The 25,379-nt window shown below is 69.2% G+C and carries 27 protein-coding genes and 1 pseudogene; 12 read left to right on the top strand and 16 right to left on the bottom strand.

What is annotated here, in order from left to right:
* The first annotated feature begins 160 nt into the window (after nt 1-160).
* From ltrA to AB8998_RS14785, 6 genes are all read left to right on the top strand, one after another.
* Nucleotides 161-1,807, top strand: a complete 1,647-nt coding sequence (gene ltrA / locus AB8998_RS14810; RefSeq protein WP_369736766.1) for a group II intron reverse transcriptase/maturase — start codon at nt 161-163, stop codon at nt 1,805-1,807.
* 110 nt (nt 1,808-1,917) lie between these two features.
* Nucleotides 1,918-3,249, top strand: coding sequence for a cytochrome P450 (locus AB8998_RS14805; protein ID WP_369738590.1), 1,332 nt, complete (start codon nt 1,918-1,920; stop codon nt 3,247-3,249).
* A gap of 45 nt (nt 3,250-3,294) precedes the next feature.
* Complete coding sequence (locus AB8998_RS14800) at nt 3,295-3,747, top strand: nuclear transport factor 2 family protein (protein ID WP_369741579.1); 453 nt, start codon at nt 3,295-3,297, stop codon at nt 3,745-3,747.
* Nucleotides 3,748-3,946: 199 nt separating this feature from the next.
* Nucleotides 3,947-4,141: an excalibur calcium-binding domain-containing protein gene (locus AB8998_RS14795; RefSeq protein ID WP_369741578.1), complete on the top strand. Its 195-nt coding sequence runs from the start codon at nt 3,947-3,949 to the stop codon at nt 4,139-4,141.
* A 258-nt stretch (nt 4,142-4,399) separates the two neighbouring features.
* Nucleotides 4,400-5,548 (top strand): GmrSD restriction endonuclease domain-containing protein, encoded by a 1,149-nt coding sequence (locus tag AB8998_RS14790; RefSeq protein WP_369738589.1) that lies wholly within the window; start codon nt 4,400-4,402, stop codon nt 5,546-5,548.
* 455 nt (nt 5,549-6,003) lie between these two features.
* A complete protein-coding gene (locus AB8998_RS14785) occupies nt 6,004-6,390 on the top strand; it encodes an SRPBCC family protein (RefSeq protein ID WP_369738588.1) in 387 nt (128 codons plus the stop codon).
* 157 nt (nt 6,391-6,547) lie between these two features.
* On the opposite strand, the gene AB8998_RS14780 is transcribed toward AB8998_RS14785, so the two are convergent.
* The 4 genes from AB8998_RS14780 to AB8998_RS14765 form a co-directional block, all read right to left on the bottom strand.
* Nucleotides 6,548-7,378, bottom strand: coding sequence for an ExeA family protein (locus AB8998_RS14780; RefSeq protein WP_369738587.1), 831 nt, complete (start codon nt 7,376-7,378; stop codon nt 6,548-6,550).
* Nucleotides 7,379-7,433: 55 nt separating this feature from the next.
* Nucleotides 7,434-8,804 (bottom strand): DDE-type integrase/transposase/recombinase, encoded by a 1,371-nt coding sequence (locus tag AB8998_RS14775; protein ID WP_369738586.1) that lies wholly within the window; start codon nt 8,802-8,804, stop codon nt 7,434-7,436.
* A gap of 72 nt (nt 8,805-8,876) precedes the next feature.
* Nucleotides 8,877-9,512 carry a helix-turn-helix domain-containing protein gene (locus AB8998_RS14770; RefSeq protein ID WP_369738277.1) on the bottom strand — a complete coding sequence of 212 codons (636 nt, stop codon included), beginning with the start codon at nt 9,510-9,512 and terminating at the stop codon, nt 8,877-8,879.
* 360 nt (nt 9,513-9,872) lie between these two features.
* Nucleotides 9,873-10,154: a DUF732 domain-containing protein gene (locus tag AB8998_RS14765; protein WP_369738585.1), complete on the bottom strand. Its 282-nt coding sequence runs from the start codon at nt 10,152-10,154 to the stop codon at nt 9,873-9,875.
* A gap of 338 nt (nt 10,155-10,492) precedes the next feature.
* Here AB8998_RS14765 and AB8998_RS14760 point away from each other — a divergent pair, with 338 nt between their 5' ends.
* Nucleotides 10,493-11,221 carry a class I SAM-dependent methyltransferase gene (locus AB8998_RS14760; RefSeq protein ID WP_369738584.1) on the top strand — a complete coding sequence of 243 codons (729 nt, stop codon included), beginning with the start codon at nt 10,493-10,495 and terminating at the stop codon, nt 11,219-11,221.
* On the opposite strand, the gene AB8998_RS14755 is transcribed toward AB8998_RS14760, so the two are convergent.
* The 5 genes and pseudogenes from AB8998_RS14755 to bfr all read right to left on the bottom strand — a co-directional run bounded on the left by AB8998_RS14755 (nt 11,218) and on the right by bfr (nt 15,704).
* Nucleotides 11,218-12,327: an amidohydrolase family protein gene (locus AB8998_RS14755; RefSeq protein ID WP_369738583.1), complete on the bottom strand. Its 1,110-nt coding sequence runs from the start codon at nt 12,325-12,327 to the stop codon at nt 11,218-11,220. The genes AB8998_RS14760 and AB8998_RS14755 overlap by 4 nt on opposite strands.
* Nucleotides 12,324-13,675, bottom strand: a pseudogene (locus AB8998_RS14750) (type I glutamate--ammonia ligase). Before AB8998_RS14750 ends, AB8998_RS14755 begins: the two are co-directional and overlap by 4 nt.
* 30 nt (nt 13,676-13,705) lie before the next feature.
* A complete protein-coding gene (locus AB8998_RS14745; protein WP_369738582.1) occupies nt 13,706-14,587 on the bottom strand; it encodes a TIGR03854 family LLM class F420-dependent oxidoreductase in 882 nt (293 codons plus the stop codon).
* A gap of 38 nt (nt 14,588-14,625) precedes the next feature.
* A complete protein-coding gene (locus AB8998_RS14740) occupies nt 14,626-15,120 on the bottom strand; it encodes a carboxymuconolactone decarboxylase family protein (RefSeq protein WP_369738581.1) in 495 nt (164 codons plus the stop codon).
* A gap of 86 nt (nt 15,121-15,206) precedes the next feature.
* Complete coding sequence (gene bfr, locus AB8998_RS14735) at nt 15,207-15,704, bottom strand: bacterioferritin (protein ID WP_369738580.1); 498 nt, start codon at nt 15,702-15,704, stop codon at nt 15,207-15,209.
* 364 nt (nt 15,705-16,068) lie between these two features.
* On the opposite strand from bfr, the gene AB8998_RS14730 reads away from it, so the two are divergent.
* Nucleotides 16,069-16,278 (top strand): (2Fe-2S)-binding protein, encoded by a 210-nt coding sequence (locus AB8998_RS14730; protein WP_369738579.1) that lies wholly within the window; start codon nt 16,069-16,071, stop codon nt 16,276-16,278.
* Here the strand turns inward: AB8998_RS14730 and AB8998_RS14725 are convergent.
* The 4 genes from AB8998_RS14725 to AB8998_RS14710 are packed head-to-tail and all read right to left on the bottom strand — an operon-like array spanning nt 16,275 to nt 19,180.
* Nucleotides 16,275-17,027, bottom strand: a complete 753-nt coding sequence (locus AB8998_RS14725; RefSeq protein ID WP_369738578.1) for an enoyl-CoA hydratase/isomerase family protein — start codon at nt 17,025-17,027, stop codon at nt 16,275-16,277. The genes AB8998_RS14730 and AB8998_RS14725 overlap by 4 nt on opposite strands.
* 23 nt (nt 17,028-17,050) lie before the next feature.
* A complete protein-coding gene (locus AB8998_RS14720; protein WP_369738577.1) occupies nt 17,051-17,494 on the bottom strand; it encodes a TIGR03618 family F420-dependent PPOX class oxidoreductase in 444 nt (147 codons plus the stop codon).
* A 9-nt stretch (nt 17,495-17,503) separates the two neighbouring features.
* Nucleotides 17,504-18,205: a hypothetical protein gene (locus tag AB8998_RS14715; RefSeq protein ID WP_369738576.1), complete on the bottom strand. Its 702-nt coding sequence runs from the start codon at nt 18,203-18,205 to the stop codon at nt 17,504-17,506.
* Between the two features lie 24 nt (nt 18,206-18,229).
* Nucleotides 18,230-19,180, bottom strand: coding sequence for a hydrogen peroxide-inducible genes activator (locus tag AB8998_RS14710; RefSeq protein ID WP_369738575.1), 951 nt, complete (start codon nt 19,178-19,180; stop codon nt 18,230-18,232).
* Between the two features lie 108 nt (nt 19,181-19,288).
* Between AB8998_RS14710 and AB8998_RS14705 the strand changes: the two genes are divergently transcribed.
* Genes AB8998_RS14705 through AB8998_RS14695 form a run of 3 tightly spaced genes read left to right on the top strand, consistent with a single transcriptional unit; the run spans nt 19,289 to nt 21,778 of the window.
* Nucleotides 19,289-19,876 (top strand): peroxiredoxin, encoded by a 588-nt coding sequence (locus tag AB8998_RS14705; protein WP_369738574.1) that lies wholly within the window; start codon nt 19,289-19,291, stop codon nt 19,874-19,876.
* Between the two features lie 44 nt (nt 19,877-19,920).
* Nucleotides 19,921-20,457, top strand: a complete 537-nt coding sequence (locus AB8998_RS14700; RefSeq protein WP_369738573.1) for an alkyl hydroperoxide reductase — start codon at nt 19,921-19,923, stop codon at nt 20,455-20,457.
* A 10-nt stretch (nt 20,458-20,467) separates the two neighbouring features.
* Complete coding sequence (locus AB8998_RS14695; RefSeq protein WP_369738572.1) at nt 20,468-21,778, top strand: alpha-amylase family protein; 1,311 nt, start codon at nt 20,468-20,470, stop codon at nt 21,776-21,778.
* Here AB8998_RS14695 and AB8998_RS14690 read toward each other — a convergent pair.
* Both AB8998_RS14690 and AB8998_RS14685 read right to left on the bottom strand, forming a co-directional pair.
* A complete protein-coding gene (locus tag AB8998_RS14690) occupies nt 21,775-22,212 on the bottom strand; it encodes a DUF1810 domain-containing protein (protein WP_369738571.1) in 438 nt (145 codons plus the stop codon). The two genes, AB8998_RS14695 and AB8998_RS14690, sit on opposite strands and share 4 nt — an antisense overlap.
* Before the next feature lie 19 nt (nt 22,213-22,231).
* Complete coding sequence (locus tag AB8998_RS14685; RefSeq protein ID WP_369738570.1) at nt 22,232-22,810, bottom strand: TIGR03086 family metal-binding protein; 579 nt, start codon at nt 22,808-22,810, stop codon at nt 22,232-22,234.
* A gap of 72 nt (nt 22,811-22,882) precedes the next feature.
* On the opposite strand from AB8998_RS14685, the gene AB8998_RS14680 reads away from it, so the two are divergent.
* Nucleotides 22,883-24,121, top strand: a complete 1,239-nt coding sequence (locus AB8998_RS14680; protein WP_369738569.1) for an alpha-hydroxy acid oxidase — start codon at nt 22,883-22,885, stop codon at nt 24,119-24,121.
* 3 nt (nt 24,122-24,124) lie between these two features.
* Here the strand turns inward: AB8998_RS14680 and AB8998_RS14675 are convergent, their stop codons facing one another.
* A complete protein-coding gene (locus AB8998_RS14675) occupies nt 24,125-25,255 on the bottom strand; it encodes a phytanoyl-CoA dioxygenase family protein (protein ID WP_369738568.1) in 1,131 nt (376 codons plus the stop codon).
* Nucleotides 25,256-25,379 lie beyond the last annotated feature (124 nt).

Here is a 25,379-nt window from a genome sequence, read left to right as displayed (position 1 = left end):
GTAGCAGGCCCCGGTTCGTTGGAGAGATCTGGCGGGCTGAGCGGGGTGTCGAGAGCCTCTTTGGAGGGAGCAAGTGTGCGGGCCGTAGCGTTAAGCGAACTCTGCAGCCTCGTCACAACCACAATGGGAGAGCCGAGCCGCTCATTTCACGGCGAAGGCCATGTCCGGCGAGCCCTGGTCCGGGGTCAGCTTGTCGGGTCTTCCCGGGGTATGGGTGGCGGCACGTGCACATAGTCTGGTTCGGAACAGGAGAGACCCGTCTGCCTGGCCTTCGTCGGGCAAAGACCAGGGGTATAAGCCGATGGTGAAATCCTTTGGAGGGCAGCGGGAGTCCGATGGGGTCGTAGTACCGCGGATCGGCGTGCAACATAACGCGCCGGGAGGGAAGGGCCCCGACTTTGATCATGCGCGTGAAGTGGGTAAGCGTGAGGGCATGGCCGGGTCTGCCCGGTCCAACTACCCCGGTGGGCTATCGCCTGTCGTAGCCGACGAGGAGCCGTTGAGTTGCTCGCCGGTGAAAGTGCGACAACTGCAACGCACGCTATGGGCTGCGGCCAAGCAGTCGAAGGGTCGGCGTTTCCACGTCCTGTATGACCGTATCTGTCGGGGTGACGTCCTGGTGGAGGCGTGGGAACGAGTGCGCAAGAACAGGGGTGCGGCCGGGATGGATCGTGTCACTCTGGTCGCGGTGGAGGATTACGGCGTGGACCGCATGTTGCGTGAGTTGCGCCATGACCTTTGCGAGGGTGTGTATCGTCCCGCGCCAGCCAGGCGTGTGGAGATTCCGAAACCACGAGGTGGTGTGCGGCCGTTGGGGATTCCCACGGTGCGAGACCGGGTGGCTCAGGCGGCGGCCAAGCTGGTGTTGGAACCGATTTTCGAGGCGGACTTTCTGTCGTGCTCGTATGGGTTTCGGCCGAAGCGGTCGGCGACGATGGCGATGGAGCGGTTGCGTACCGGGTTCATCGAGGGTCATCGGTTCGTGGTCGAGTTCGACATCGCCAATTTCTTCGGCGAGATCGACCACGAACGCCTGCTTGAGTTGGTGGGCAGGCGGGTCTCGGATCGCAGAATACTCAAACTGCTGCGTTTGTGGCTGCAAGCAGGGGTGTTGGTCGACGGGGTGGTGACGCGGACGGTCGCGGGCACCCCGCAGGGCGGGGTCATCTCCCCGCTGCTGGCTAACGTCTTCCTGCACGTGCTCGACACTGAACTGTCCGCCCGCGGGGTGGGTGAGTTGGTGCGCTACGCCGATGACGGTGTGGTGCTGTGCCGATCGCAGGCACAGGCGAATGTGGCTCTGGAAGCGGTGGGAGAGATCCTGGCGTCGTTGGGGTTGCGGCTGCATCCGGAGAAGACGAAGGTGGTCGATCTGCGTGAGGGTCGTGAGGGCCTGGATTTTCTGGGTTGTCATTTCCGGGCGCGCATGTCGGGGCGGTTGTGGGAGCAGCAGCGCATTGTGCGCTACTACCTGCACCGTTGGCCCAGCCAAACGGCGATGGTGCGGCTGCGGACGAAAGTTCGTGAGCGTACCGGTCGTCACCGGGTCGGAGCCGATATTCGCGATGTGATCGCGGATCTCAATCCGATCTTGCACGGCTGGGGCAACTACTTTCGGACCGGTAACGCCGCCGAGAAGTTCCGTCAGATCGACTGGTATGTGAATAGTCGGCTGTTCCGCTTGATGGTTAAGAAGCGGGGCCGCAACCTACGCGCAGGCCAGGCCGATCAGTGGACCGAAGCGTGGTTCAACGGGCACGGCCTGCACCGGCTTCGTGGCACTATCCGCTACCCGAAGGCTGCGTAACCATGTCAAGAAGATCATCGGTAAGCCGTGTGCGGGAAAACCGCATGCACGGATTGAAAGGGGGATGGGGAAACGGGTCTGCTCTGCGGACACCGCGCCCCTGACTACCAATGAAGGAAAGACTGCACTGGCTCGCGATGCACGGGTTCGTCCGGGGCGTCGCGGCGATCGGGGCCCGGCGGGGCGACTTGCAGGCCCGGCTGATCGCCGATCCGTCGGTGGCCGCGGACCCGGTGGCCTTCTACGACGAACTGCGTGCCTTGGGGCCCTTGGCGAAAGGTCAAGTCAACTATCTGACCACCGATTACTCGCTGGCCCAGGAGTTGCTGCGCTCCGACGACTTCCGCGTGGTCAACATGGGGTCGAATCTGCCGGGGCCGCTGCGGTGGTTGGAGCGCCGCACCCGCGACGACCGGTTGCACCCGCTGCGCGCGCCGTCGTTGCTGGCCGTCGAGCCGCCGGACCACACCCGTTACCGCAAGACGGTGTCGGCGGTGTTCACGGCCAGGGCGGTCGCGGCCCTGCGCGATCGGGTCGAGCAGACCGCCGCCGGACTGCTGGACCAGCTGGAGCGGAGGTCGGGAACCTCCGGGGTGGTCGACGTCGTCGGGCGGTACTGCTCGCAGCTTCCGGTCGCCATCATCAGCGACATCCTGGGTGTGCCCGAGCAGGACCGGCGTCGCGTCCTGGAATTCGGTGAGCTGGCGGCGCCGAGCCTGGACATCGGCTTGCCGTGGCGGCAGTACCGCAGCGTGCAGGACGGCATCGCCGGATTTCACTCCTGGCTCGCCGGCCACCTGCGGCAGCTGCGCCGGGCGCCCAGCGACAACTTGATGAGCCAGCTGATCCAGATGGCCGAAAGTGGTTCTACCGAAACGTATTTGAGTGAACTCGAGCTTCAGGCGATCGCCGGGCTGGTGCTGGCCGCCGGATTCGAGACGACGGTCAACCTGCTGGGCAACGGCATCCGCATGCTGCTGGACGCGCCGCAGCACCTGGACACGCTGCGGCAGCAACCGGAGCTGTGGCCCAACGCCGTCGAGGAGATTCTGCGGCTGGACTCCCCGGTGCAGCTCACCGCGCGGGTGGCGCTCGACGACGTCGAGGTGGCGGGAACGCCGATCCCCCGCGGCGGGCTGGTCGTCGTGTACCTGGCCGCGGCCAACCGCGATCCCGCGGTCTTCACCGACCCGCACCGCTTCGACATCCAGCGGCCCAACGCCGGAAAGCATCTCGCGTTCTCCGGGGGCCGGCACTTCTGCCTGGGCGCCGCCCTGGCGCGCGCCGAGGGCGAGGTCGGGTTGCGGACATTTTTCGAGCGCTTCCCCGAGGTGCGGGCCGCGGGCGCCGGCAGCAGGCGCGACACGCGGGTGCTGCGGGGCTGGTCGACGCTGCCGGTGGCCCTGGGCCCGGCACACTCGATGGCCGGGGTCGACAACTGATCGTTGACACCCGCTCCGCGAGCGGGTGTGATGACGGCTGTGACAATCGAATCCACGAGCACGGTCCGCGACGTCGTCCTCGGGCTATGGCAGGCACTTTCGCGGCGGGACTGGGACGCGGTCAAGACCTTTTTGTCCGACGACTGCCTCTACGTCGACATGCCGGTGCCCGCGCTGGCCGCCCGCGGTCCCGAGGACATCGTGAAGCGGCTGAAGATGGGGCTCGAACCGCTGGCCGGCTACGAGAACCACGACGGCGTGCTGGTGTGCGACGGTTCCGACGTCCTCTACGGGCATTCGGAGACTTGGACTTTCGCGACCAGAGAGCAGGGCGTTCTGCGGTTCGTCACGGTGCACAAGGTCGAGGACGGCAAAATCACGGTCTGGAAAGACTACTGGGACATGAACTCCCTGGTGGCCTTCGCTCCCCCGAACCACTTCGAGAACCTGGCGAATGCGGACACCAGCTGGGTGTTCGACGCGTCGGCACTCGTGTGAGCTGACACCTGCGCGACTCTGGAACGCCCGAGTGCGTCCGGTCGTGCCCCGCCACCGGCGCGGCGAGCGGCGCGGGCGGGGTTTCCTATGAGCCTCACATGAGGTCGCGCATTCCACCGCGCTGACACACCGGCGCCGTCTTACGATCCTTTCCGACCGCCAACGGAAGGAGCACGGAGTGTTGATATTCCGCCATCTCATGGCAGCAGTGGGCGCAGTTGCCGCGATCGCCGGCCTCGGAGTGTCTGCCGCACCCGCGGCCCAGGCCGACCCGCCGTACAAGAATTGCTCGCAGGCGCATGCGGACGGGCGCTACAACATCCCGAGGGGGGATGCGGCCTACGCTCCGAAGCTTGACCGCGACAACGACGGACTTGCGTGCGAACCTTATTGATGGCGGGTCCAGGTCCGGTGGGTGTGCTCTCGGCTCGCAGACGCCGGACGCCACGAACGGTGGCACACTCGGAAGGCACCGAGTTGCCGAGTGTGGGCGACGGCCTGCTTTGTCACCGCGCAGCATCCGGGCGGGCGCAACGATCCCACGCCTGAAGCGGTGCGCAACGCCGCGGTAGCGCCTCCACCCTTGTCGCCGTTGCGAAGAAATACGCTAGTCAGATCCTCGCCGCACAGGGTGTGCGAACAGGAGAAGACGATGACCACCACCAGCGATGACGACGATCAGCCCGCGACGGCCGCAGGGCCATGCGACGATGCGACGGCCGTGCCCGCAGCCGGCCAGGCGGCGCCCGATTTGGCGTGGTCGCAGGAAGATCCCGAGACGGAGCCGCTGAACCGCCCGTGGCGTTCGGTCTGGACTCTGGCCGGTGTCGCCGTGGTGTGTGCGGTGGTGGCCGCGGTCCTGATCGCCGGTCTGGGCTTGGCAGGCGACAGAGGTGCCCGCGAGGAGTCGGCCCGCCCCGGGAAGGCCGAGGCGACCGCACCGCCGTCGCCGGCTGGGTTCGCCGGGCCTTCGTCGTCCCCCGGTTCGCCGTTGCCTTTCGCCCCGGCGGCGCCGGCGCAGTCGGAGGACGCCGCGGCAGCGGCGGCAGAACTCGCCACTCTGGCGATCAAGGGCCGCGCGCCGAAGACCGGATATGACCGCGGCCTGTTCGGCGATGCCTGGACTGACGACGTGACGGTGACCGGCGGGCATAACGGCTGCGACACCCGCGACGACATCCTCGCGCGCGACCTCGCTGACATCGTCCGCAATGGCGACTGCACGGTGATTTCCGGTGTGTTGCACGACCCCTACAGCGGCACCACGGTCGAGTTTCGCCGTGGCCGGGGCACCTCGTCGCTGGTGCCGGTCGACCATGTGGTCGCGTTGTTGGACGCATGGCAGAAGGGTGCGCAGCAGTGGGATGCCGTCAAGCGGCGCAACTTCGCCAACGACCCGATCAATCTGCAGGCCACCACCCGGGCGATGAACGAGCAGAAGGGCGCCGGCGACGCTGCAACGTGGTTGCCGCCCAACAAGTCCTACCGCTGCACCTATGTCACCCGCATCGTCGACGTCAAGGCCGCCTACGGGTTGTGGGTGACCCAGGCCGAACACGATGCGATCGCTCGAACCCTGACGAATTTTGGGGCACCCGCCGCGGCTCCCGGGCAGCCGCCGACGGACCCCGGCGCTGAATATGTTCCGCCCCCTCCAGCGCCGGCACCCGATAACGGGTTGTCGGTGTACTACCCGAACTGCAAGGCAGCACGGGCCGCGGGTGCGGCGCCGATCTATGTCGGACAGCCCGGATATCGACCTGGGCTTGACCGCGACGGCGACGGTGTCGCCTGCGAGTAATCCCAGCCTCGGATCGTGCTGTGCCCCGCCCTAGCGGATCCCGTCGGGCACTCCCGCCGTCATCGACGTAGCCGCGCATCCATACTGGTTGGGGACCGGATACGACTCATTCCCTTGTGAAGCAGGGCAATCCGTTCACTCAATGCCTCGGTCCCACGTCCTGGCCGACCGGGGTTGCATGCCGCCCGAACTCAGGGGCTTTTGCCTGCGACGACGCTTTTTCCATCAACAGCCTGCCCGAAGAGTTTCAGCACGGCGACCAGTCCGTGGGGGCGGGGCTCCAGCGGACTCATGCGGCTTCGGTGAGCCGCACGCCGTGGGGCTATGTTCTCTGTAGCGAAAGGGGACGAATCATGACGGCCGACAACCGGATATCGACGGCGAGCAGCGTCAGGGTGCAGCGCGGATGATCGAGTTCACCCTGACCCCGGACCTCGACGGCGCCGATCGAGACCGTGTTCGACGCCCTGACCGACCACCGCGGGATCGCGGACTACCTGTGGGCATGCCGGCGCAGCACCCTCGATCGCGAGGGCACCCCCGCACCCAACGGTGTCGGCGCGATCAGGCGTCTGGTGGTGATCGGACCCCCGTTCGTCGAGGAGATCATCGAGTACGAGCGACCCACCCGCTACGCGTACAAGATGCTCTCGGGCGCACCGACCCGGGATCACGTCGGCACGGTCCAACTGCGTGAGACGGGGGCCGGGACCGAGGTCAGCTGGCACCTGCGCTCAACGCTGAAGATCCCCGGCGCCGATCGGCTGATGCTGCCGGTGTTCAAGAAGGTCATCGACGAACTCCTCAAAGGCGGCATCGCCGCCGCCGAACGCCGCGCCTGAACGCGATGGCTCCGGCCCGTCGTCGGCTCCTCGGTGTTGCGCGTCACTGATCTTGGACATGGTGGCGTCATTCCTGTTGAGGCTGGTTCGGGTGTGAAATAGCCCCGCTCAATCGTGTCGAGCGGGGCTGTCGGTGGTCGTGATGTCGCGGCGGTGCTCAGGGTGTCGCGGGCTGGATGTCGTGGTTGGTTTCGGTGATCGCCGATCGTGCGCTGGACTCGTCGACGAGGTTTTTGCCTGCGGCGCAGGCGGCGATGAGCGCGGCGATGGCGAGCCGGTTGACACCGCGGGGCTTGCCGCGACCGGAGTCGTGGATCAGGGCGAGGGCATCGTCGGTGAACAGCGGGTCGGATCGGCCGGCGAGCTGTAGGTGGTGGCGGATGTATCCGGCGGTCTCCTCGCTGGTCATGCCGGTCATGGTGCGGCGCACGGTGATGCGTTGTTCCAGGGCGGCCAAGATGCCCAGGGACATTTTGGCGGCGAGTGTGGGTTGGCCGAGAAGTATTGTGGCGAACGGTGATTCGGTGTCGAGACGGTGATTGATGAGCAGCCGCAGCGCTTCGAGGGCGTCGTGGGAAAGCAGGTGGGCCTCGTCGATGCACAAGATGGGGACGCGGCCGCGTTCGGCGGCTTCGGCGGCCAGCGCATCGCGGGCTTGGGGAACCAGGGCGGCGTTGTGGAAGCTGGGCCGGCAGCCCAGCGCGGTCACGATGTGGTGGTAGATGCCGCGGGCGGCGACGGTGGGGTCGGGGATGTAGATCAGGTGGTGACGTGCCGGTTCGGCGCGCTCGATCGCGGCGCGGGCGGCGACGGTCTTGCCGACACCGACTTCGCCGGTGATCACGGTGATACCGCGGGTGGCGATGCCGTAGCCGATGCGGGCGGCGGCCTGGGAGTGGTCGGCACTGGGAAACAGCATGCCCGGCGCCAGGGCGCGGCCGAAGGGCATGGTCGTCAAACCGAAATAGGATTGGATCTTGTCGAGCATGATGGTCCGTTCCCCGTGGGCTCGCCACGGTGGTCGAGGTGGATAGCGTTGCTGCTTAAGGGTTTTGCGGTCCGGTTTGGTCGTGGCGGGGTGCTTGGATGTCGCTGTCGGCCAGGGCGAGATAGTTGATCGCCTGACCCACATCGGCTTGATGTGCCTGCTCCAGCAGGTGCAGGTAGTCGATGCCGGTGGCTTGCACCGGTGCGGGGATGTCGGGTTTGACCGCGGGGTGGGTGTGGCGGCCGATGGTGTGCGGAATGGCCCGGCCCATCGCCTTGCCCTGGTATTCGATGTCGATGACGGTCAGGTCGAACGGGGTGAACAGCAGATCCACGACACGGCCGACCAGGGCGGGGTCGAGCTCATAGCGGTTGCCGTGCAACGACACCGTGGCGGTGGCGGTGACCCTGCGCTGCTCGCGCCACAAAAACGCGCGCCGCAAAAGCCCCGCGTCCGGGCGCGGCGCCGGGGTGCGGCCCTGGGCGTGATAGCGCGCCAGCGGGGTGGCGCCGGTTTCTGAATGCACGCTGCGGTGGTAGTGCTGGTGGCACCAGGCGGTGAACAACCGGTTCAGCTCCTCGAGCGAGGCCACCTCCCCGGCGGCCTCGATCTCGACCAGGAACTGGTCGCGCACGGTGCGGTTCCAGCGTTCTATTTTGCCCCGCCCTTGCGGTTTTCCGGGCCGGCTGTGCACCAGCGCGATGTCGAGCACCGCCGCCGACCAGGCCAGCTGACCGCTGACGTAGGCAGCTCCGTTGTCGCAGTACAGTTTTCGCGGGCAGCCGTGGGTTTTGACCGCGTCGTGCAGCGCGGCCTGCATGCCCAGGGTGTCCTCGCCGTGGCCCCACCGGTGCCCGGGCACGTAGCGGGAGTGGTCGTCAAGCAGCGCGAACAACACCGCCCGGCGGCCGGCGACGATCGGGCCGTGCAGCCCGTCGCTGATCCACATCTGGTCGGGCGCCTCGGCCTCGAATCGGCCGAACGCGGCCGGCGGGTTGCCGTCCGGGCGGGTGTTGAGCTCGAGCCGGGCGAAGTGGCGTTGCAAAGTGCGCGCCGAGGGCGCCCACCCCTGCTCGGCCTCCACGATGCGGGCGATGTGGGCCGCAGTACGGGCGGGGTGTTCGCGCTTGAGCCGCGCCGCGAGCTCCAACACCTCGGCGTCGGTGCGCGGGGCCACCTGGCGTTCGGGCGGGATCAGCGCGTCGAACCCGCCGGCCCGCCACGCCCTAATCCAGCGGTCCAGGCTGGCGCGGGACACCGTCACCGGCTCACCGGATGGGCCCAGATGCACCTGGGCGGCCAGCTCCCGCACCAGCCGACCCCGCTCGGTCGCTGACAGGCCCGGATCGGCCAGCGGCCTAATCAGCGCATACCGGTACAGCGCGATATCGCGCGCCCGCTCGGCCCGCGACTTCTTCTTCGACATCTATTGGCACCTCAACGCTTCCCACGGTCGACGGCAGTGACGCGCTCGACCCTGACGCGCCGAGGCGGCCGTTCACAGACGCGGGCTCATGTTGATCGACAACGCCGCCACCGCCGGCGGCCCCGACCCCAACAGCCAGCCACCCGAGCACGCCGCCACCAGCTCGGCCGCCGACACCTCGAACACGGCCGAACCGGCCACCCGGCGCACCGCCGCGCACGCCACACCGATCTGGGCGACCGCATCGGCGACCGGGCTTGCCGCAGGAGCCAGACGATCCATGTCGGCGCCGGTATTGGCGTGGCGTTCCAGCCGGGCGAACCCGACCCGGATCGACTCGGCATGCACGCAAAACCGCGACAGCCAGCCCCGAACCGTGGAGGCCGGGCGACCCGCCGCCGCGCAGATCCGCCGCCACCCCCAACCCGCCGCCCGGGCCAGCAGCGCCGCCCAAATCACCGAAACCGCGTCGACCCGCCGGCCCAGACAGAACCGGGGTAGCAGCACGTGTGAGCGGCCACAGCCCGCCGCGCTCGAACAGATCGCCCGCCGCGGCCAGATCCGCTCCACCACCGCCGTCGCACGACGCACAAACCGCGGCGCGGCGTGCCCCCACGGCGCCAACCGCTGCCCGCACCGCGGGCAGCTCAGCACGCCCGAGCGCAACTGACGTTCAACAACAACAGGATCGACACCTACACTGAGCAACGACGCCTCCGGGCGTTCGGACGGCCCTTCCCAGTAGCCCAGTCAAAGCACGTGGGAAGGGCCGTCGACTTTCAAGATCACCCGGACCCTAAACCGACCGTCCTCACCGTGACAGCACCACCCACAACCCGCCCGCCGGTCGGCGTCACGCCCAGCCCGTCCTCAACCCACATGACGCACCACCACCCCGCCGTGCTCACCCAAAGAGTCGCGCCACACTCGGATCGACGCGCAGCGGCGTTGTGTGAATCCTGCACTTGCTCGGACCTTTGTCCGAACTGCTCGTCGATTCGGGTGCCCCGTCGCGCGTGACGCCGGGCCAGTCTGCGGTGAGTGCATCGTCGGCCATCTCGGGTTCCCCTATCTGTCGTCGTACCGCGGGCGGTAGGCGTCCACGGTGTCCCACACCGCCCGCGTCGCCTCCTGCGGCGTCAGCTGTGGACTCTTGCGCATCTTTCCCCTGATGTAGCCGTCGACGCGACCGCCATCGGCCAGGTCGCTGCAGAGTTGTTCCGCCTGCGCGTTGGCGTGCAGGGGATTTCGCAGCCACGTGCCGTGGTCGCTGTGCAGTGCATCGGCAGATCTCTGCTCGGCCTCGGGTGGGAACTGCGGGACCGGCGGTGCCGACTGGACCTGTGGCACCGGCCGCGCCGGTGGCGGGGCTGCCTTGGTCGGCGGAGGCGCCTGGGGTGGCGCCGCTTTCGGCGCGGGTGTGGATGCCGGCCAGCCTGCGCGGCAGGGACGAGCCGTGGTGTCGCCACGCCTGCTCGGGTTCGTCGCCCCAGGCGTACAACACGGACGGCGGTGGAGGGTCGATCGCTTCCGTGGCGTCCACTACCTCGGCGGTGTCGTCGTCCCGGCTCACGCTCCGATTGTGCGCACGGGGACCGACAAGGTGAATCTTCCGCTGGCGGGCCCCGGCGCAGCGAGTTAGGCTCGGCCGTGTTAGGGAACGCAGCTGTCTACAAAAGGGGAAGCTGATGAGCGATCGGCCCCACATGGATTTCGAAGCGCTCTACGGGCAGTCCGAGCCCAGCCGCGTCCCCTGGGACATCGGCGGGCCGCAACCGGTGGTCCAGCAGTTGGTGGCCTTCGGCGGATTGCGCGGTCGGGTGCTCGACCCGGGCACCGGTCCGGGCTATCACGCCATCTACTTCGCGTCGAAGGGCTACTCCACCACCGGGATCGACGGGTCGGCGTCGGCGATCGAGCAGGCCAGGCGCAGGGCCGCCGAGGCCGGGGTCGCGGTGGACTTCCAGGTCGCCGACGCCACCGAACTGGACGGCTTCGAGGGCCGCTTCGACACGGTCGTCGACAGCGCCTTCTACCATGTCTTCCTCGACGACGAGGACATCCAGACCCGCTACGTGCAGGCCCTGCACCGGGCCACCGCGCCGGGGGCGCGGCTGTTCATGTTCGAGTTCGGCCGCCACAACGTCAACGGCATCCAGTGGGACGGGTTGGTGCCCGACAACTTCGAGCGCGTGCTCGGTGCGGGGCGGTGGCGCCTCGACCACCTCGGAACCTCCACCTACGTTGCCCGCTTCGGGCCCGAAACCCTGACCCGCATGGAGAATGTGGGCTCCGACCCGGCCTGGGAGCGGCGGATGAAGCCGCTGCAGGATCAGCTCGCCGTCATCGGGCCGCTGCTGCACGACTATCGGGTCCACATGCCGATCTGGGTGGTCGCGGCGACGCGCCTCGACTAGCGCGCGCCCAGGCGGTAGACGCGCGTGGCGTTGACGCGGGCGATCAGGTCGACCACCCGCAGCGCGTCGGCCTCGCTCCAGTCGCCGGTGTCGACGAAGCCGCGCAGCACCCGGTGAATGCCGTTGCGCCACAGCCTGGCACCGAGGAAGTGCAGCTCCGCCGGCCCGAACCCGTCCGACGAGTAGAGGATCTTGCGGAAGGGCGCCATCTCCAGCAGCCGGGCGATGAACGCCGGTCCGCGGGCCCCCAGATGGTTGATGCTCAGGCCCCCGTCGACGTAGACGTGGTTGAACGCCTGCGCCAGGTAGCCTGCCTCCCGCTCGTAGGGGTAGCAGTGCAGCAGCACGATCGGGGTGTCGGTTTGCCGCAGAAAATCCAGCAGGAGAAGCGGATTGGCCTTGTGCAGATCGCAGTCCCGGTCACCGAAGCCGACGTGCAGTTGCAGCGGCAGGCCGAGACGCAACCCCTGGTGCAGCCCGAAGCGCAGCAGCACGCGGTCGTCCAACCGCACCCCGCCCCGGTCGCGCCAGCGGCCGGCGGCGCGGGCGACCTCCGCGGCCGACGGCTCGGTCAGGTCGCCGTCGAACCCACCCCGGTAGGCCAGTATCGACTTGGTGCCGACCGCCGCTGCCGCGCGCCGGTGCAAGATCTCGCCGAACGCCGCCGCGTAGTCGCCGGGGGCCTGCGCGGCCTGCTCGGCCACCTCCTCGAGGCGGACGATCTCGCGGGCACGGTTGCCCGACAACGCTTCCAGTTCCGCCACGTCGGCGACGTCACCGCCGACCCCGGTGTCGACCAGCCAGTCGCTCACCCCCGCCGACGACAGGAAAAGGCGCGCCAGCTCGATCTCGCTGTACCGGCTGCGGCGCTCCCAATACTCTTCGGCCGCAGCGTGTCTGGGCAGCCCGAGGACGGGGGCGCAATGAGCGCGTATCGCGAAGCCCAGCTGGGAGTCGAACCCGGAGTCGAACTCGGCGAGCGGCCCGGTGTTGGCCTCGTTCAGCGCGTTCTCGAACCGAGCCCGGTCCCCCGCCGTCAACCAACAGCCGTGGACGTGCTGATCGATCAACGCCGCGTCGTCGATGCGCCGCGCCAGCCCGCTCACAGGCTCCAGGCCATCCGGAACTTGTCGGCGAGTTGCTCGGGGCCGAGGTCGCCGTAGTAATGATGCTCGAGGCGGCGCACCGCGACGACCGCGTCCACGGCCGCGTCGCCCAGGATTCCCCGCATCAACGCCGAATCATCCAGCGCGGCAATCACTTCGGCCTGGTCGGTGGCCAGCCCGGCGATGCCGTCGCGGTCGCGGTCGGATTCGGAGAGTTTCGCCGGATCCACGGTAGCCTGCGCCGGCAACGGCACCTGGTTCTTGATCCCGTCGAGCGCCAGGCCCAGGATCGCCGCGGACGCCAGATAGGGGTTCGCCGACGGGTCGACGATCTTCACCTCGGCGTTGCCCCCGTACGCGGTGCCGGGGCCTGCCCTGACGAAGCGCACCGCGGCCTCCCGGTTCTCGGTGCCCCAACACGTGTAGGCGCCGGCCCAGTTGCCGGGCAGCATCCGCAGACCGGACACGATCGACCCGCACAGCACGCCCTGCGCCTCGCGCAGGCCGCGCACCACCCCCCCAGTGCGCTCTCCCCGGCCGCGGTCATGCCCTCGGTGCCCGATCCGTCGGAGAACAGCGGCCCCTCCGGCATGGTGAGCGAAAAGTGTTGGTGCGCGCCCGATCCGACGCTGCCCGCAAACGGTGTCGGAGACAGGCTGATGCGCAGCCCGTGACGGCGGGCGGCGCGGGCGACGACCAGTCGCATCAGCACCAGCTGGTCGGCGGCGGCCACCGGCGAATGCGGCGCCAGCGAGATCTCGAACTGGTTGGCCCCGTATTCGGGGTGGAACTGCTCGATCGCGATCCCGGCGGCCGTGGCCGAGGAATTGACGTCGCGCACGAACGCCTCGTGCTCGAGGACGCCGGCCAGCCCGTACTGCGCCCAGAGCGCCGAGGGCAGCCTGTCCCCGGCGGGATCGACCAGCAGGAACTCGATCTCGTGGCCGATCAGCGCCTCGATGCCGGCCTCGGTGAGCGCGGCCTCGATCCGGCCGAGCGTGCCGCGGCCACACGCGGGCACGGGCGTGCCGTCCTGCTCGTAGAAGGCGGCGGGCGCCCAGGCCAGCCCGTGGCCGACAATGCGCAGCCCCGACAGGTCGATGCGCAGGCGCTGATCGCCGACGACGCCGATGTCGTCGGTGAAGGCGATGCCGGTCTGGTCGATCGCGAAGCCGTGCCAGGAGGGGCTGGCGCCCAGCCCGGGGTCGGCGAAGGTGTTGGTGCGCCGGATCGGCACCGTCTTGGCCAAAGTCAGCCCCGCCGCGTTGACGACGGTGCCGATGACGGTGTCGACGCCTTCGGCCTCGAGCTGGGCGATCGCCGCGGCGGCGAGCGGGGTGCCGGTCATGGCAGTCATTGTGCAGCCCGGAGCGCCGGATCAGTTCTGGCGGTCGAGCAACTCGGCGACGAAGCGGTCGATGAACGCGTCCAGCGGGGCGCCGCCCGCCGGCCGGATGACGAATTTCGACAACCCCGCGGCGATGTAGCCGTCGAGTTGGCGATGCAGCCCGTCCCAGTCGGCGGCGATCAGCTCGGCGGGGTCGACGTCGGGACGGCGCCGGCACGCCACCGCGACCAGCCCCGGGGACAACTCCCCGTCGGCCACCGCCAACGAGATGCCGAAGTGGTCCTGGTCGATCCGGCGTCCCGCCTGCGCCGCCGCGGCCTGGATGGCCACGCGCCCGGCCCGCGCCTCGTCCGGGGTCAGGAAGCTGCCCAGCCAGCCGTCGGCCAGCGCGCCGATGCGCCGGAACGCCGCCGGCGCCGAGCCGCCCAGCCAGATGTCCAGCGGGGGCGACGGCCGCGGCGCGACCGCGGCCGAGCTCACGGTGAAGTACTCGCCGGCGTGGCCGGCCGAGCCGTCGAGCAGGGCCGAGCGCAACACCCGCAGCGACTCGTCGAACACCGCCGCCCGTTTCCCGTCGGGAACCACGAACAACTCGCGCTCGGCCGGTATCGCCGAACGCAGGCCGAAGACGGGCAGGACCCGCCCGGGCGCGACGGCCGCCAGGGAGGCCAGCTGCTTGGCGACCAGCACCGGGTGCCGCCCCGGCAGCACGGCCACCGACGTGCCGACCTTCAGCCGCGCCGTCCGGGCCAGCGCGTACGCCATACCGACCACCGGGTCCACCGCCGGGGAGTACACCAGCTCGGAGAACCACAGCGAGTCCACCCCGCTGCTCTCCAGATGGTCGACGATGCCGGCGAGCTCGCCGGGCGCGGTGGTCGCGCCCAGCCCGACGCCGAAACGGATCTTCACCGGCGGCCCGGCGGCCCAGCTGACAACGCCCGAGCGGCCTATGCGCGGCTGGGCAGCGTCAGCTTGCAGGCCTGGCCGATGTCCAGGGTGCGCAACACCCGTCCCATGCCGACCCACAGCGCGCACGAGATGGCCAGGTCGGCCAGCAACTCGTCGGAGAAGTGCTGCGAGCAGCGGCTCCAGAAGTCCTCGTCGTCGCGCAGCGCGGTGTGCTCGGTGGCGAACCGGTGGGCGAACTCGGCCGCCAGCTGCTCCTGCTCGCTGTAGCCGGGCCACGTGCGCCACTCGGGCGCGTGGTCGTAGAGCTCCTCGTCGACGCCGGCCGCCGGGCCGTCGGCGTCGCGGGTGTTGACGCAGACGATGCACTCGTTGTTGTGGGCGATGACCGCGCGGGCGAGCTCCCGGGTGCGCAGCGGCAGCCGGTTCTTGGTGTAGACCGCCTGGCTGAAGCCGCCGAGGGCGCCACCGAGGTCAGGAGATTTGGTGAACCAGCCGGCTATGTCGTCGTCGGCGAATGTTCCGATTCGGCTCATGGCAGGATCGTACGCCCGCGGCGACTATTTCTGGAACACGTTCCAGTCCCGGCCGGCGGCGGCCTCGGGGCGCCCCGGAGCCGCGCTTAACCCCCGTTCTGTTGCGAGCCCGGCGGGCGGGACACGCACTGCGCCAGGTAGAGCTCCTCGCCGAGCTTGTTCATCAACTCGAGTTGTGTCTCGAGGTAGTCGACGTGCAGTTCCTCGTCGGCCACGATCTGCTCGAAGAGGTTGGCGGTGGTGGTGTCCTGCTTCTCGCGGCACATGATGATGCCCGGCTTGAGGCGGTCCAGCACCTCGTGCTCGATCGCCAGGTCGGCCTCGAACTGCTCGCGCAGCGTCTGCCCGACGCGCAGCGAGAACAGGCGCTGGTAGTTGGGCAGGCCTTCGAGCAGCAGGATGCGGTCGGTGATCGCCTCCGCGTGCCGCATCTCGTCGAACGACTCCTCGCGGGTGTGCTTGGCCACCTCGGTCAAACCCCAGTTGTCCTGCATCTTGGAATGCAGGAAGTACTGGTTGATGGCGGTGAGCTCGCTGGTCAACTGCTCGTTGAGCAGGCGCAAAACGTCCGGATCACCTTGCACGGTCACTCCTTAGGGTGTGAAAGCCGACATGTTCTGACCGGGGCAAGGAAGGCTGGGCTGTAGCCCCCCAAAGCCGCCTGTACTCGCACTTTGCCATGCCGCGGAGCGATCTGCCAGGAAGGTATGGCTGCGCTCATTGCGTGGCGGCCGTTGCTGAGAGTGACCCACATAACACCCGGGTTAGGTTAGACTCAACTAATCGACTTAGGTTAGACTCCACTAATATGCGACCTATGCGCTCGGCACCTGCACCTCGGCCCTCGTTGCGGCGGGATGGCTTGGGTGAGGCCGAAACGCGGTCGCGCGGGCTGGTTTTCGGGGCTTGTCACGAAGGAGACGCTGCCGGCGTGCGGAGGGTGTGCTGATGTACGTGTGCCTGTGTGTCGGGGTCACCAACCACACCGTGTCCGAGTGCGTCGCGCGCGGGGCGTCGACGTCGAAAGAGGTTGCCGCCGCGTGTGGCGCCGGCGTCGACTGCGGGCGGTGCAGGCGCACGCTGCGGGCGATCATCGCCGCGTCGGCCCAACGGGACGGCGACCGGGAAGCCGAACTGGAGTCCGCGTCGGCGCGTTAGCGCCCCTTGTTGAAGTCGGCCAGCGCCGCGGCGTTGGCCTGCGCCCCCATCAGCTCGGCGAAGTGGGCGTTCTCGCGCGCACTGGCGGCCGCGATCTCCGGGCGCATCGGCTCGACCATCGTGTGCTTGACGGCCATCAGGCTCGAGATCGGCCGGGAGGCAAGAATCTCGGCGTGCCGACGCGCTTCGGGCAACAGCTGCTCCGGCTCGCAGACCCGCCAGACCAGGCCCATGCGCAACGCCTCGTCGGCGTCGACCCACTCCGAGGACATCAACAGCCAGGCGGCGTTCTGCCTGCCGACCAGCTGCGGCAGCAGGTATGACGACGCCGCCTCGGGGGCCACGCCCAGGCTGGTGAACGGACACTTCAGCCGGGCGGTCGACGACATGAACACCAGATCGGCGTAGCCCAGGATCGTGGCGCCGATGCCCACCCCGACTCCGTTGACGGCGCAGATCAGGGGCTTGGAGAACGCGCTGAGCGCCTCGATCAGTCCGGTGAAGCCGTGCGTTCCGGGAGTGAAACCCGGGTCGGTGATGCGGGCCTGCATCTCGGTGAGATCCGTGCCGGCGGAAAAGCCGCGGCCCGTGCCGGTCAGCAGGACGACGGCGACCGCGGGATCGTCGGCGGCGGCCAGCAGCGCCTCGGCCGTGGCGTCGTAGAGAGCCTCGTTGAAGGCGTTGAGCGCCTCGGGCCGGTTGAGGGTGAGCGTCCGCACCCGCTTGTCGTCGTCGATCTGCAGCATCACCGCTGCAGCCTAACGTTTGCCGGTCAGGCGTTGCCGTAGACGCGGGTCGGTGCGATCAGCACCACGGCGCGGCGCTCCGCGGCCATCACGCGGTCGTATTCGTCCCAGTCGTCGTGGGTGCCGCCCGCGGCGGTGAACACCTCGCGCAGCAGCAGCCGAAGCCGGTCGGCGTCGACCGGCCAGGGCGGGGTGTCGTCGGGCCCGGCCAGCTCTGCGCGGCCCTCGACCGTCGCCCACCGCCATCCGTTGCGGAACGTGACGGCCAGTTGCGGGCGCGCCCGCAGGTTCGCGAGCTTGACTCTGCCGTACGTCGCAAAACCCAGCGCGGGTTCACCGGTCGCCGGGTGCGCCAGCAGGCCGACGTTGACCAGCGACGCCTGCACGGTGGCGTCGGCGCGGACGGTGGACACCACCGCCAGCCCGCTCTCCCCCGCCGCCAGCGCCACGGCGTCGCGCAGTGTCGTCATGCGCGCTCCTTACTCCTTGAACGGGGTGGTCAGGACGTACCGGCTGGTCGGCACCGTGTCGATGTTCTCGTTGGCGCCGAATGCGCTTGTGCTGGCAACCATCCGGCCGAGGCGGTCCTGCAGGTCCGCGTCGTCGGCGGCGCCGAAGAACGCCTTCAGGTCGGTGATCGCCTCGGCGGGGAACAGCTCCTCGACGATGGCCGCGATCTCGGGCGCACCCTCTGTCAGGGTGCGTACCACCCAGTTCTGCGTGTAGCCGAACGTCGACTGGGTCTCGATGGCCACTGACGTGTGGTCACCCTGCCAGCGGGCCAGCCAGGTCGCCTGGTCCATGCCGGCGGGCCGGCGGAGCAACGCCACGTTGGCCAAACCCGGTGTGCGAGCGCCGGGCTCGACCGCCGGAGCCACGAGTGGGACGGACTCGGTCACCAGGTAGGCGGCGAGCCGGTCGCATTCGCGGCTGAGCAGTCGCAGCGCCGCCTGGACCTGCTCGCCGTAGCACTGCTGAGTCCACAGGCTCACCACCGCGGCCACCGGCGGGTCCAGCGTCGTCAGCGTCATCAGCGAGTGGCGCACCACGCCGTCGCGGACGTTGACGGCCAGCCCCGCCACCCCCAACCCCAACAGCTCCTCGGTAACGGGGCCCCGCTGGCGGGCGCACCATTCGTCGTCCGCGTCGGGCCGCATCAGTACCGCGATCACCTTCTCCATACGCAGAACCTACAGTCGTCCGGGTTACTCGATGGGTTCGCCTTTCACGAGGCGCACCCGGTGTTCGGAGCCGATCAGCCCGCCGATGATCCCGGCCAGCCGCCGGTAGGACTCGTGGCGTCCGCTGGAGGCGCGGAACACCAGGCCGATCCGCCGGCCCGGGCGGGGCGTGGCGAACTCGGCGAGCCCCAGCCGGCTTCTCGCCGCCTCGACCGGGATGGCCGTCTGCGGGATCAGGGTCACGCCCAGCCCGCCGGTCGCGCACTGCACCGCGGTCGACAGCGACGCCGCCCGCGTGTTGGCCAGCTCCGGCCGCACACCCGCCATCCGGCAGACGTCCAGCGCCTGATCGCGCAGGCAGTGACCCTCGTCGAGCAACAGCAGCGGCAGCTGCGCCAGCGCCGTCGTCGGGACCCGTCGCCGGCCCGACAACGGGTGCCCGGGGGGCAGCGCGAGCACGAAGTCCTCGTCGTAGATCGGGATCGCTGTGATGCCGGCGGCATCGGCGGGCAGCGCGATCAGCGCCGCATCCAGCCCGCCTTCGCGCAGCGCCGCCAGCAGCCGCTCGGTCTGGTCCTCGATCACCCGCAAGGTCAGGTCGGGAAGCCGCTCGGCGACCCCGGCCAGCACCGTGGGCAGCACGTAGGGCGCCACCGTCGGGATCAGGCCCAGTCGCAGACTGGCCTGCAGGGGGTCGGCGGTGCCCGCCGCGGCAGCGGTGAACGCGTCCACCGCATGCACCACGGACTGGGCGTGCGGGAGCAACTCCGCGCCCTCCGGGGTCAGGAAGACACGCCGCGTCGACCGTTCGATCAGCTGGGTGCCCAGCCCGTTCTCCAGGGCCGCCAGCGCCTGCGACAAGGTTGACTGGCTTACCCCCAGGGCGGGCGCGGCGCTGCTGAAGTGCCGCTTCTCGGCCACCGCGACAAACGCGCGCAACCCGGCGATCGTCGGCTGATAATTCTTATCGGTCATACTTATCAGTATAGTGTGAAAAATCACCTTTACTTCACAGTCCCGTGACGGCAACATGGAGTCAGGAAACCCCCAAACCCCATTGCGACACCCAGCCAAAGGAGCGATATGTCATTGCTGACGATCGGCGACCAGTTCCCCACCTACCAGCTCACTGCGCTGATTCCCGGTGACCTGTCCAAGGTGGACGCCCAGGATCCCGCCGACTACTTCACCACCATCAGCAGCGACGACCACCCGGGTAAGTGGCGTGTGGTCTTCTTCTGGCCGAAGGACTTCACCTTCGTGTGTCCCACCGAGATCGCGGCGTTCGGCAAGCTGAACGACGAGTTCGCCGACCGCGACGCCCAGGTGCTCGGCGTCTCGATCGACAGCGAGTTCGTGCACTTCAACTGGCGCGCGCAGCACGAGGACCTCAAGGCGCTGCCCTTCCCGATGCTCTCGGACATCAAGCGGGAGCTGTGCCTGGCGACCGGAGTGCTCAACTCCGACGGTGTGGCCGACCGAGCCACGTTCCTCGTCGACCCCAACAACGAGATCCAGTTCGTCTCCGTGACCGCGGGATCCGTGGGCCGCAACGTCGAGGAAGTGCTGCGGGTCCTGGACGCGCTGCAGTCCGACGAGCTGTGCGCCTGCAACTGGCGCAAGGGCGACCCGACGCTGAACGCCGCCGAGCTGCTCAAGGCGTCCGTCTGATCACGGCCTGAATTCCGGCTCGACATGCCTGGTTAGGAGGCGACATGAGCGTCGAAAACCTCAAGAACGCGCTGCCCGAGTACGCCAAGGACCTCAAGCTCAACCTCGGCTCCATCGCGCGCAGCACGGAGCTCAACGAGGAACAGCTGTGGGGCACCCTGCTGGCCAGCGCCGCGGCGACCCGGAATACCCAGGTATTGGCCGAGATCGGTGCCGAAGCGGCCGACACCCTGTCCGCCGAGGCATACCATGCGGCACTCGGGGCGGCCTCGATCATGGGCATGAACAACGTGTTCTACCGTGGTCGGGGCTTCCTCGAGGGCAAGTACGACGACCTGCGTGCGGGATTGCGGATGAACATCATCGCCAATCCCGGCGTGGCGAAGGCGAACTTCGAGCTGTGGTGCTTCGCGGTGTCGACGATCAACGGCTGCCCGGATTGCGTTGCCTCCCATGAGCACACGCTGCGCGAGGCGGGGCTGGGCCGGGAGGCCATCCAGGAGGCGTTGAAGGTGGCCGCGATCATCTCCGGTGTGGCGCAGGCGATCATCGTCGCCGAGACACTGGCCGGTGTCGGCTGATCGTGGTCTCGTGAGGAGACCCGCCTGGGTGGGCCACGCGATCTGGTGGCAGGTCTACCCGCTGGGTTTCGTCGGCGCGTTCCCCACGTCAGGTGAGCCGCCGCAGCCGGATCAACACCGGCTGCGGCGGCTCGTCGACTGGTTCGACCACGCCATCGCACTGGGGGCGTCGGGGGTGGCGCTGGGGCCGATCTTCGCCTCGCGCACCCACGGGTACGACACCACCGACCATTACCGCATCGATCCGCGGCTCGGGGACGACGCCGACTTCGATTACGTTGTCGCCGAAGCACATCGCCGCGGCCTGCGGGTGCTGCTCGACGGCGTGTTCAACCACGTGGGTGTGGACTTCCCGAAGTATCGCGAGGCCCAGCACGACGACGCCGCGGCGCGCTGGTTCCGCGGCCGTCCGGGCCGCTTCCACACTTTCGAGGGTCACTCCGGGCTCGTCACCCTCAACCACGACAACCCCGAGGTGGTCGACTACACCGCCGCCGTGATGGCCCACTGGCTGGGCCGGGGCGCGGACGGCTGGCGGCTCGACGCGGCATACGCCGTGCCGCAACGCTTCTGGGCCGCTACCCTGCCTCGCGTGCGCGAACGCCACCCCGACGCGTGGTTCGTCGGGGAGCTCATCCACGGCGACTACGCCGCGATGGTCGAGGAGGCCGGGTTCGACTCGGCCACCCAGTACGAGCTGTGGAAGGCGATCTGGAGCAGCCTCAACGACGGCAACTTCTTCGAGCTGGACTGGGCGCTGCAGCGGCACAACGAGTTCCTGGCCCGCTTCCCCCCGCTGACGTTCGTCGGCAACCACGACGTCACGCGCATCTCCAGCCGGATCGAGCGGCGCGAGCATCTGGCTCACGCGCTGGTGGTGCTGCTCACCATCGGCGGCGTGCCCAGCGTGTACGCCGGCGACGAGCTGGGTTTCCGCGGCGTAAAGGAGGAGCGGTTCGGCGGTGACGACGCGGTGCGTCCCGAGTTCGGCTCTCCCCCAGTGCCGTTGGATGCCTTCGGCGCCGAGGTGTGGGGCCTGCACCAATATCTGCTCGGTCTGCGACGCCGCCACCCGTGGCTGCACGCGGCGTCGACGAGCGCGGTGCGGCTGTCGAACCTGCACTACGTCTACGAGACGCGCAGCGGTGAGCACGCTTTGCTGGTCGCGCTCAACCTCGACGACGAGCCGCTGAGCCTGGCGGCGGACGAACTGGGCGCCGGACGCGCGCGTGTGGAGGCGGGCTCGTCGGCGCCGCCGCAGGAGATCGTCGACGAGGTGGTGGTCGAGCCGCACGGGTGGCGGATCCTGAGCCGCGCCTAGACGGAGCCCAGTCGTTCCAGAGTCGACTGATCCCGCCGACCGTCGTAGTACTTGTCGAGCAGCGCGACGAAGTCCTCGTTGTCGTCGGTGGCGGCGGCGAACAGCGTCATCGAAGAACACAACTTGAGGTCGTCGGGCGACCCGAAGATTTCGGTTGCCGAACGGCCCTGGACCTGGTTGACCAATTGCGTGCACTCGCGCAGTCGTGCGCCGAGTCGGTAGTGGCGTAGGTAAGCGCGTGCCTCCCCCAGCGAGGAGATCCCGTAGCGCTGCGCCATCTCGCTGCTGCCCAGGCCGCGCAACTGGGGAAAGACGAACCACATCCAGTGGGTTCGCTTGCGTCCCTCGCGTAACTCCTCGATGACGGCGTGGTAGACGGGGGCCTGCGCCTTGAGGAAGCGTTTGAGGTCGTAGGGGTCGGGTGCTGATTCCATGGGTGACAGAATGCCTTGCTCAGTCGACCGCACGCCCGAGGAAGGCCATGAGCCGGGCGGTCGGCGTCGCTCCCGGCGGGGCGGGTCGAGCCGGCCCGAACCCGCCAGGGCGGCGCAGCGCCTGCTCGGGCAGCGCCTCCACCAGCTCGCGGCACAGCGTCAGCAGGTCCTCGGGCAACTCCACGAGTCGGCCCTGGGAGCGGTCCACGTCCCAGCTGTGCAGTGCCAGGTCCGACACGGGGTAGACCAGCGCCCGGTGCAGCGGAACCTGTCCCTCGGGCGAGGGGCGTGGCGCCTCCCAGCCGGCGCGCGGCAGTTCGTCGCGCATCCGGGCCGCCAGCTCGCGCAGTCGCGCCGGCGGGTCCCCGCAGACCCAGTCGGCCGGCTCCGAGGGGCCGCGGCTCACTTCCCCGCCCTCGAGGTGGGCGACGATCTTCGCCGCGCTGCCGGTGGCGTGCCCGACCAGTTCCCGCAGGCTCCAGCCCGCCAAGTTGGACGGACGGTCCCAGCTTTCGGGCGGAATCCGTTCGACCGCGCCGATCAGCAGGTCGATCGCCTCGCTTGCCATCGTGCCGATCCGCGCGGTCGTAGCACTCATGACGCGCATGGTAGTCGCGGGGGTTGGGGTGGCCGGCGTCACGCCCGGGCGGCCGGTTGCACACTGGTAGGCATGGCGGTCAAGCGACGGGTGCCCAGGGTCCGCGACCTGGCGCCGCTGATCAAGTTCAAGCGGCCCGAGTTCGACCGCACCAGGCGCCGCCTCGAGGCCGCCTACACCATCGAAGACCTGCGCCGCCTCGCCGCACGCCGCACCCCGCGGGCGGCGTTCGACTACACCGACGGCGCCGCCGAGGAGGAGCTGTCGATCCAGCGTGCGCGACAAGCGTTCCGCGACATCGAGTTCCACCCGACCATCCTGCGGGATGTCAGCAACGTGACGGCGGGCCGGGACGTCCTGGGCCGGCCGGTGGCCCTGCCGTTCGGGATCGCGCCGACGGGGTTCACCCGGCTGATGCACACCGAGGGTGAGATCGCCGGGGCGCGGGCGGCGGCTCGGGCCGGGATCCCGTTCTCGCTGTCCACCCTGGGTACCTGCGCGATCGAAGACCTGGTGGCCGCTGCGCCGCTGGGCCGCAAGTGGTTTCAGCTCTACATGTGGCGCGACCGCGACCGCTCGATGGCGCTGGTGCAGCGCGCGGCCGACGCCGGTTTCGACACGCTGCTGGTCACGGTCGACGTCCCGGCCGCGGGCGCACGGCTGCGCGACAACCGCAACGGGATGACGATCCCGCCGACCCTGACGCTACGGACCGTGCTCGACGCGGTGCCGCACCCGAGATGGTGGTTCGACCTGTTGACCACCGAGCCGCTGGCGTTCGCGTCGCTGGATCGCTGGCCGGGCACTGTCGGTGAGTACCTGAGCACGATGTTCGATCCCAGCCTCACCTTCGACGACCTCGAGTGGATCAAGGCCCGGTGGCCCGGCAAGCTCGTCGTCAAGGGGATCCAGACGCTCGACGACGCGCGCGCCGTGGTCGAGCGCGGCGTCGACGGCATGGTGTTGTCCAATCACGGTGGCCGGCAACTGGATCGCGCGCCGGTGCCCTTCCACCTGCTGCCCGCGGTGGCGCGCGAGTTCGGCAAGGACGCCGAGATCCTGGTGGACACCGGCATCATGGCCGGCGCCGACATCGTGGCCGCGATCGCGCTGGGGGCGCGGTGCACCCTGGTGGGGCGGGCCTACCTCTACGGCCTGATGGCCGGCGGCGAGGCCGGCGTGGCCCGCGCGATACAGATCCTCGAAGAAGGGGTGCTGCGCACGATGCGCCTGCTCGGAGTCACCTGTCTCGAGGAGCTTTCGCCCCGGCACGTGACGCAACTGCGGCGGCTGGGGCCCGTCGCGTCGTGAAGGCTACCGCAGGCGAGCGATCTGTTCGGTGCGGTTGCGCACCAGGTCGTTGTAGGCCTGGCCCGGCCCGACGTGCTCCCAGAGCGCCGGCGGGTAGTGCGTGACGTACATGGTGCGACGCCCGCCGGCGCCGGTTGGCCGCGGCGAGGCGTGCATGAGGTCCTGCACGTGCACGGTGACGTCGCCGGGGGCCGTGTCGATGCTCACCACCGGCACCCCTTCGAGCCGCTGTTGCCAGCGGTAGTGGATGGCCTGGCCGTGGCTGCCGGGCAGCACCTGCAGGTTGCCGGTCAAGGCGTCCGAGCCGGTGAGCTGGATCCCGACGCTGACCGCGGGACACATGATGGCGTGCCCGCCCATCCCGCAGTCCTGGTGCCACGGGATGTTGGACAGTCCGCCGGTGTTGCCCGGCACCTTGAGCAGCACCGCGCTGCCCTCCATCCGGTCGGGCGCGGCGCGCAGCGCGGGGTCGAGCAGGGTGCCCAGCCTGCGCACCCGCGGATCGGCTTCGAGCATCGCGAGAACCGGCGACCGCAGCGTCGCGTACACCAGCCGGCACGGGACGCCGTCGCCGTCCTCGCCGGTGACCCACCACGACAGGTCGTCCCCGGGACGGGCGGACGCGGCGAGGCCGTCGACCTCGCGGTTGGCGGCCTCCATCTCCGCGCCGGTGAAGACGCCCTTGACGTGCAGGTAACCCATGGTGCGCAGCTGCGCGGCCAGTTCGGCGTCCTGCGCGTCGAGGGTGTACGCGGCGAACGGGTCACGCCCTTCGAGGTCTGTTCGCGCCGGATCGTAGGGCGGGATGCCTGCGTGCAGGTAGCGCAGCACCGGGTCCCAGTCGGCCAGCTGCTCGAATCCGCCCCGGTCGAAGGCCAGGTCGTCGCTGAGCAACAGATTCATGATCGTGCGGACCTGGCCGGTCATGTCGTCCCAGGTTTGCCGGGACAGGCGCACGACCGTGTCGCCGGTGGCCCGCCCGTCGTCGACGCGGATCGTCGGCCCGTCGACGGTGTAGGTGACGGCGTCCCCGCCGACGAGAAACGTGATCGCGCCAGTCGGCGCGAGATCCCTGGCCGCGGACTCGAGGATCTCCGGATCGAGCGACGAGGGGGCGAGACGTGCCAGTGCCACTGGCCGATTATGCGGCTCAGCGGTCCTCCCGCACACCCCTGCCCGGGCGCGGGCGGTGAGCGGTGTCCCGGCGGCCGCAAAGGCACCCGCCGGGAACAAACCGGCGGCCAGCGGGGTTGAGCGC

It is taken from the genome of Mycobacterium sp. HUMS_12744610 (assembly GCF_041206865.1).
Lineage (GTDB): Bacteria > Actinomycetota > Actinomycetes > Mycobacteriales > Mycobacteriaceae > Mycobacterium > Mycobacterium servetii.
This window is presented reverse-complemented; position numbering and strand designations above follow the sequence as displayed.

Bases quoted from the DNA above. Each gene is read 5' to 3' on its own strand.
- ltrA (WP_369736766.1), top strand. From the start codon at position 161: ATGTCCGGCGAGCCCTGGTCCGGGGTCAGCTTGTCGGGTCTTCCCGGG.
- AB8998_RS14805 (WP_369738590.1), top strand. From the start codon at position 1,918: ATGAAGGAAAGACTGCACTGGCTCGCGATGCACGGGTTCGTCCGGGGC.
- AB8998_RS14795 (WP_369741578.1), top strand. From the start codon at position 3,947: ATGGCAGCAGTGGGCGCAGTTGCCGCGATCGCCGGCCTCGGAGTGTCT.
- AB8998_RS14790 (WP_369738589.1), top strand. From the start codon at position 4,400: ATGACCACCACCAGCGATGACGACGATCAGCCCGCGACGGCCGCAGGG.
- AB8998_RS14780 (WP_369738587.1), bottom strand. From the start codon at position 7,378: ATGCTCGACAAGATCCAATCCTATTTCGGTTTGACGACCATGCCCTTC.
- AB8998_RS14775 (WP_369738586.1), bottom strand. From the start codon at position 8,804: ATGTCGAAGAAGAAGTCGCGGGCCGAGCGGGCGCGCGATATCGCGCTG.
- AB8998_RS14760 (WP_369738584.1), top strand. From the start codon at position 10,493: ATGAGCGATCGGCCCCACATGGATTTCGAAGCGCTCTACGGGCAGTCC.
- AB8998_RS14740 (WP_369738581.1), bottom strand. From the start codon at position 15,120: ATGAGCCGAATCGGAACATTCGCCGACGACGACATAGCCGGCTGGTTC.
- AB8998_RS14730 (WP_369738579.1), top strand. From the start codon at position 16,069: ATGTACGTGTGCCTGTGTGTCGGGGTCACCAACCACACCGTGTCCGAG.
- AB8998_RS14720 (WP_369738577.1), bottom strand. From the start codon at position 17,494: ATGACGACACTGCGCGACGCCGTGGCGCTGGCGGCGGGGGAGAGCGGG.
- AB8998_RS14715 (WP_369738576.1), bottom strand. From the start codon at position 18,205: ATGGAGAAGGTGATCGCGGTACTGATGCGGCCCGACGCGGACGACGAA.
- AB8998_RS14710 (WP_369738575.1), bottom strand. From the start codon at position 19,180: ATGACCGATAAGAATTATCAGCCGACGATCGCCGGGTTGCGCGCGTTT.
- AB8998_RS14705 (WP_369738574.1), top strand. From the start codon at position 19,289: ATGTCATTGCTGACGATCGGCGACCAGTTCCCCACCTACCAGCTCACT.
- AB8998_RS14700 (WP_369738573.1), top strand. From the start codon at position 19,921: ATGAGCGTCGAAAACCTCAAGAACGCGCTGCCCGAGTACGCCAAGGAC.
- AB8998_RS14690 (WP_369738571.1), bottom strand. From the start codon at position 22,212: ATGGAATCAGCACCCGACCCCTACGACCTCAAACGCTTCCTCAAGGCG.
- AB8998_RS14685 (WP_369738570.1), bottom strand. From the start codon at position 22,810: ATGAGTGCTACGACCGCGCGGATCGGCACGATGGCAAGCGAGGCGATC.
- AB8998_RS14680 (WP_369738569.1), top strand. From the start codon at position 22,883: ATGGCGGTCAAGCGACGGGTGCCCAGGGTCCGCGACCTGGCGCCGCTG.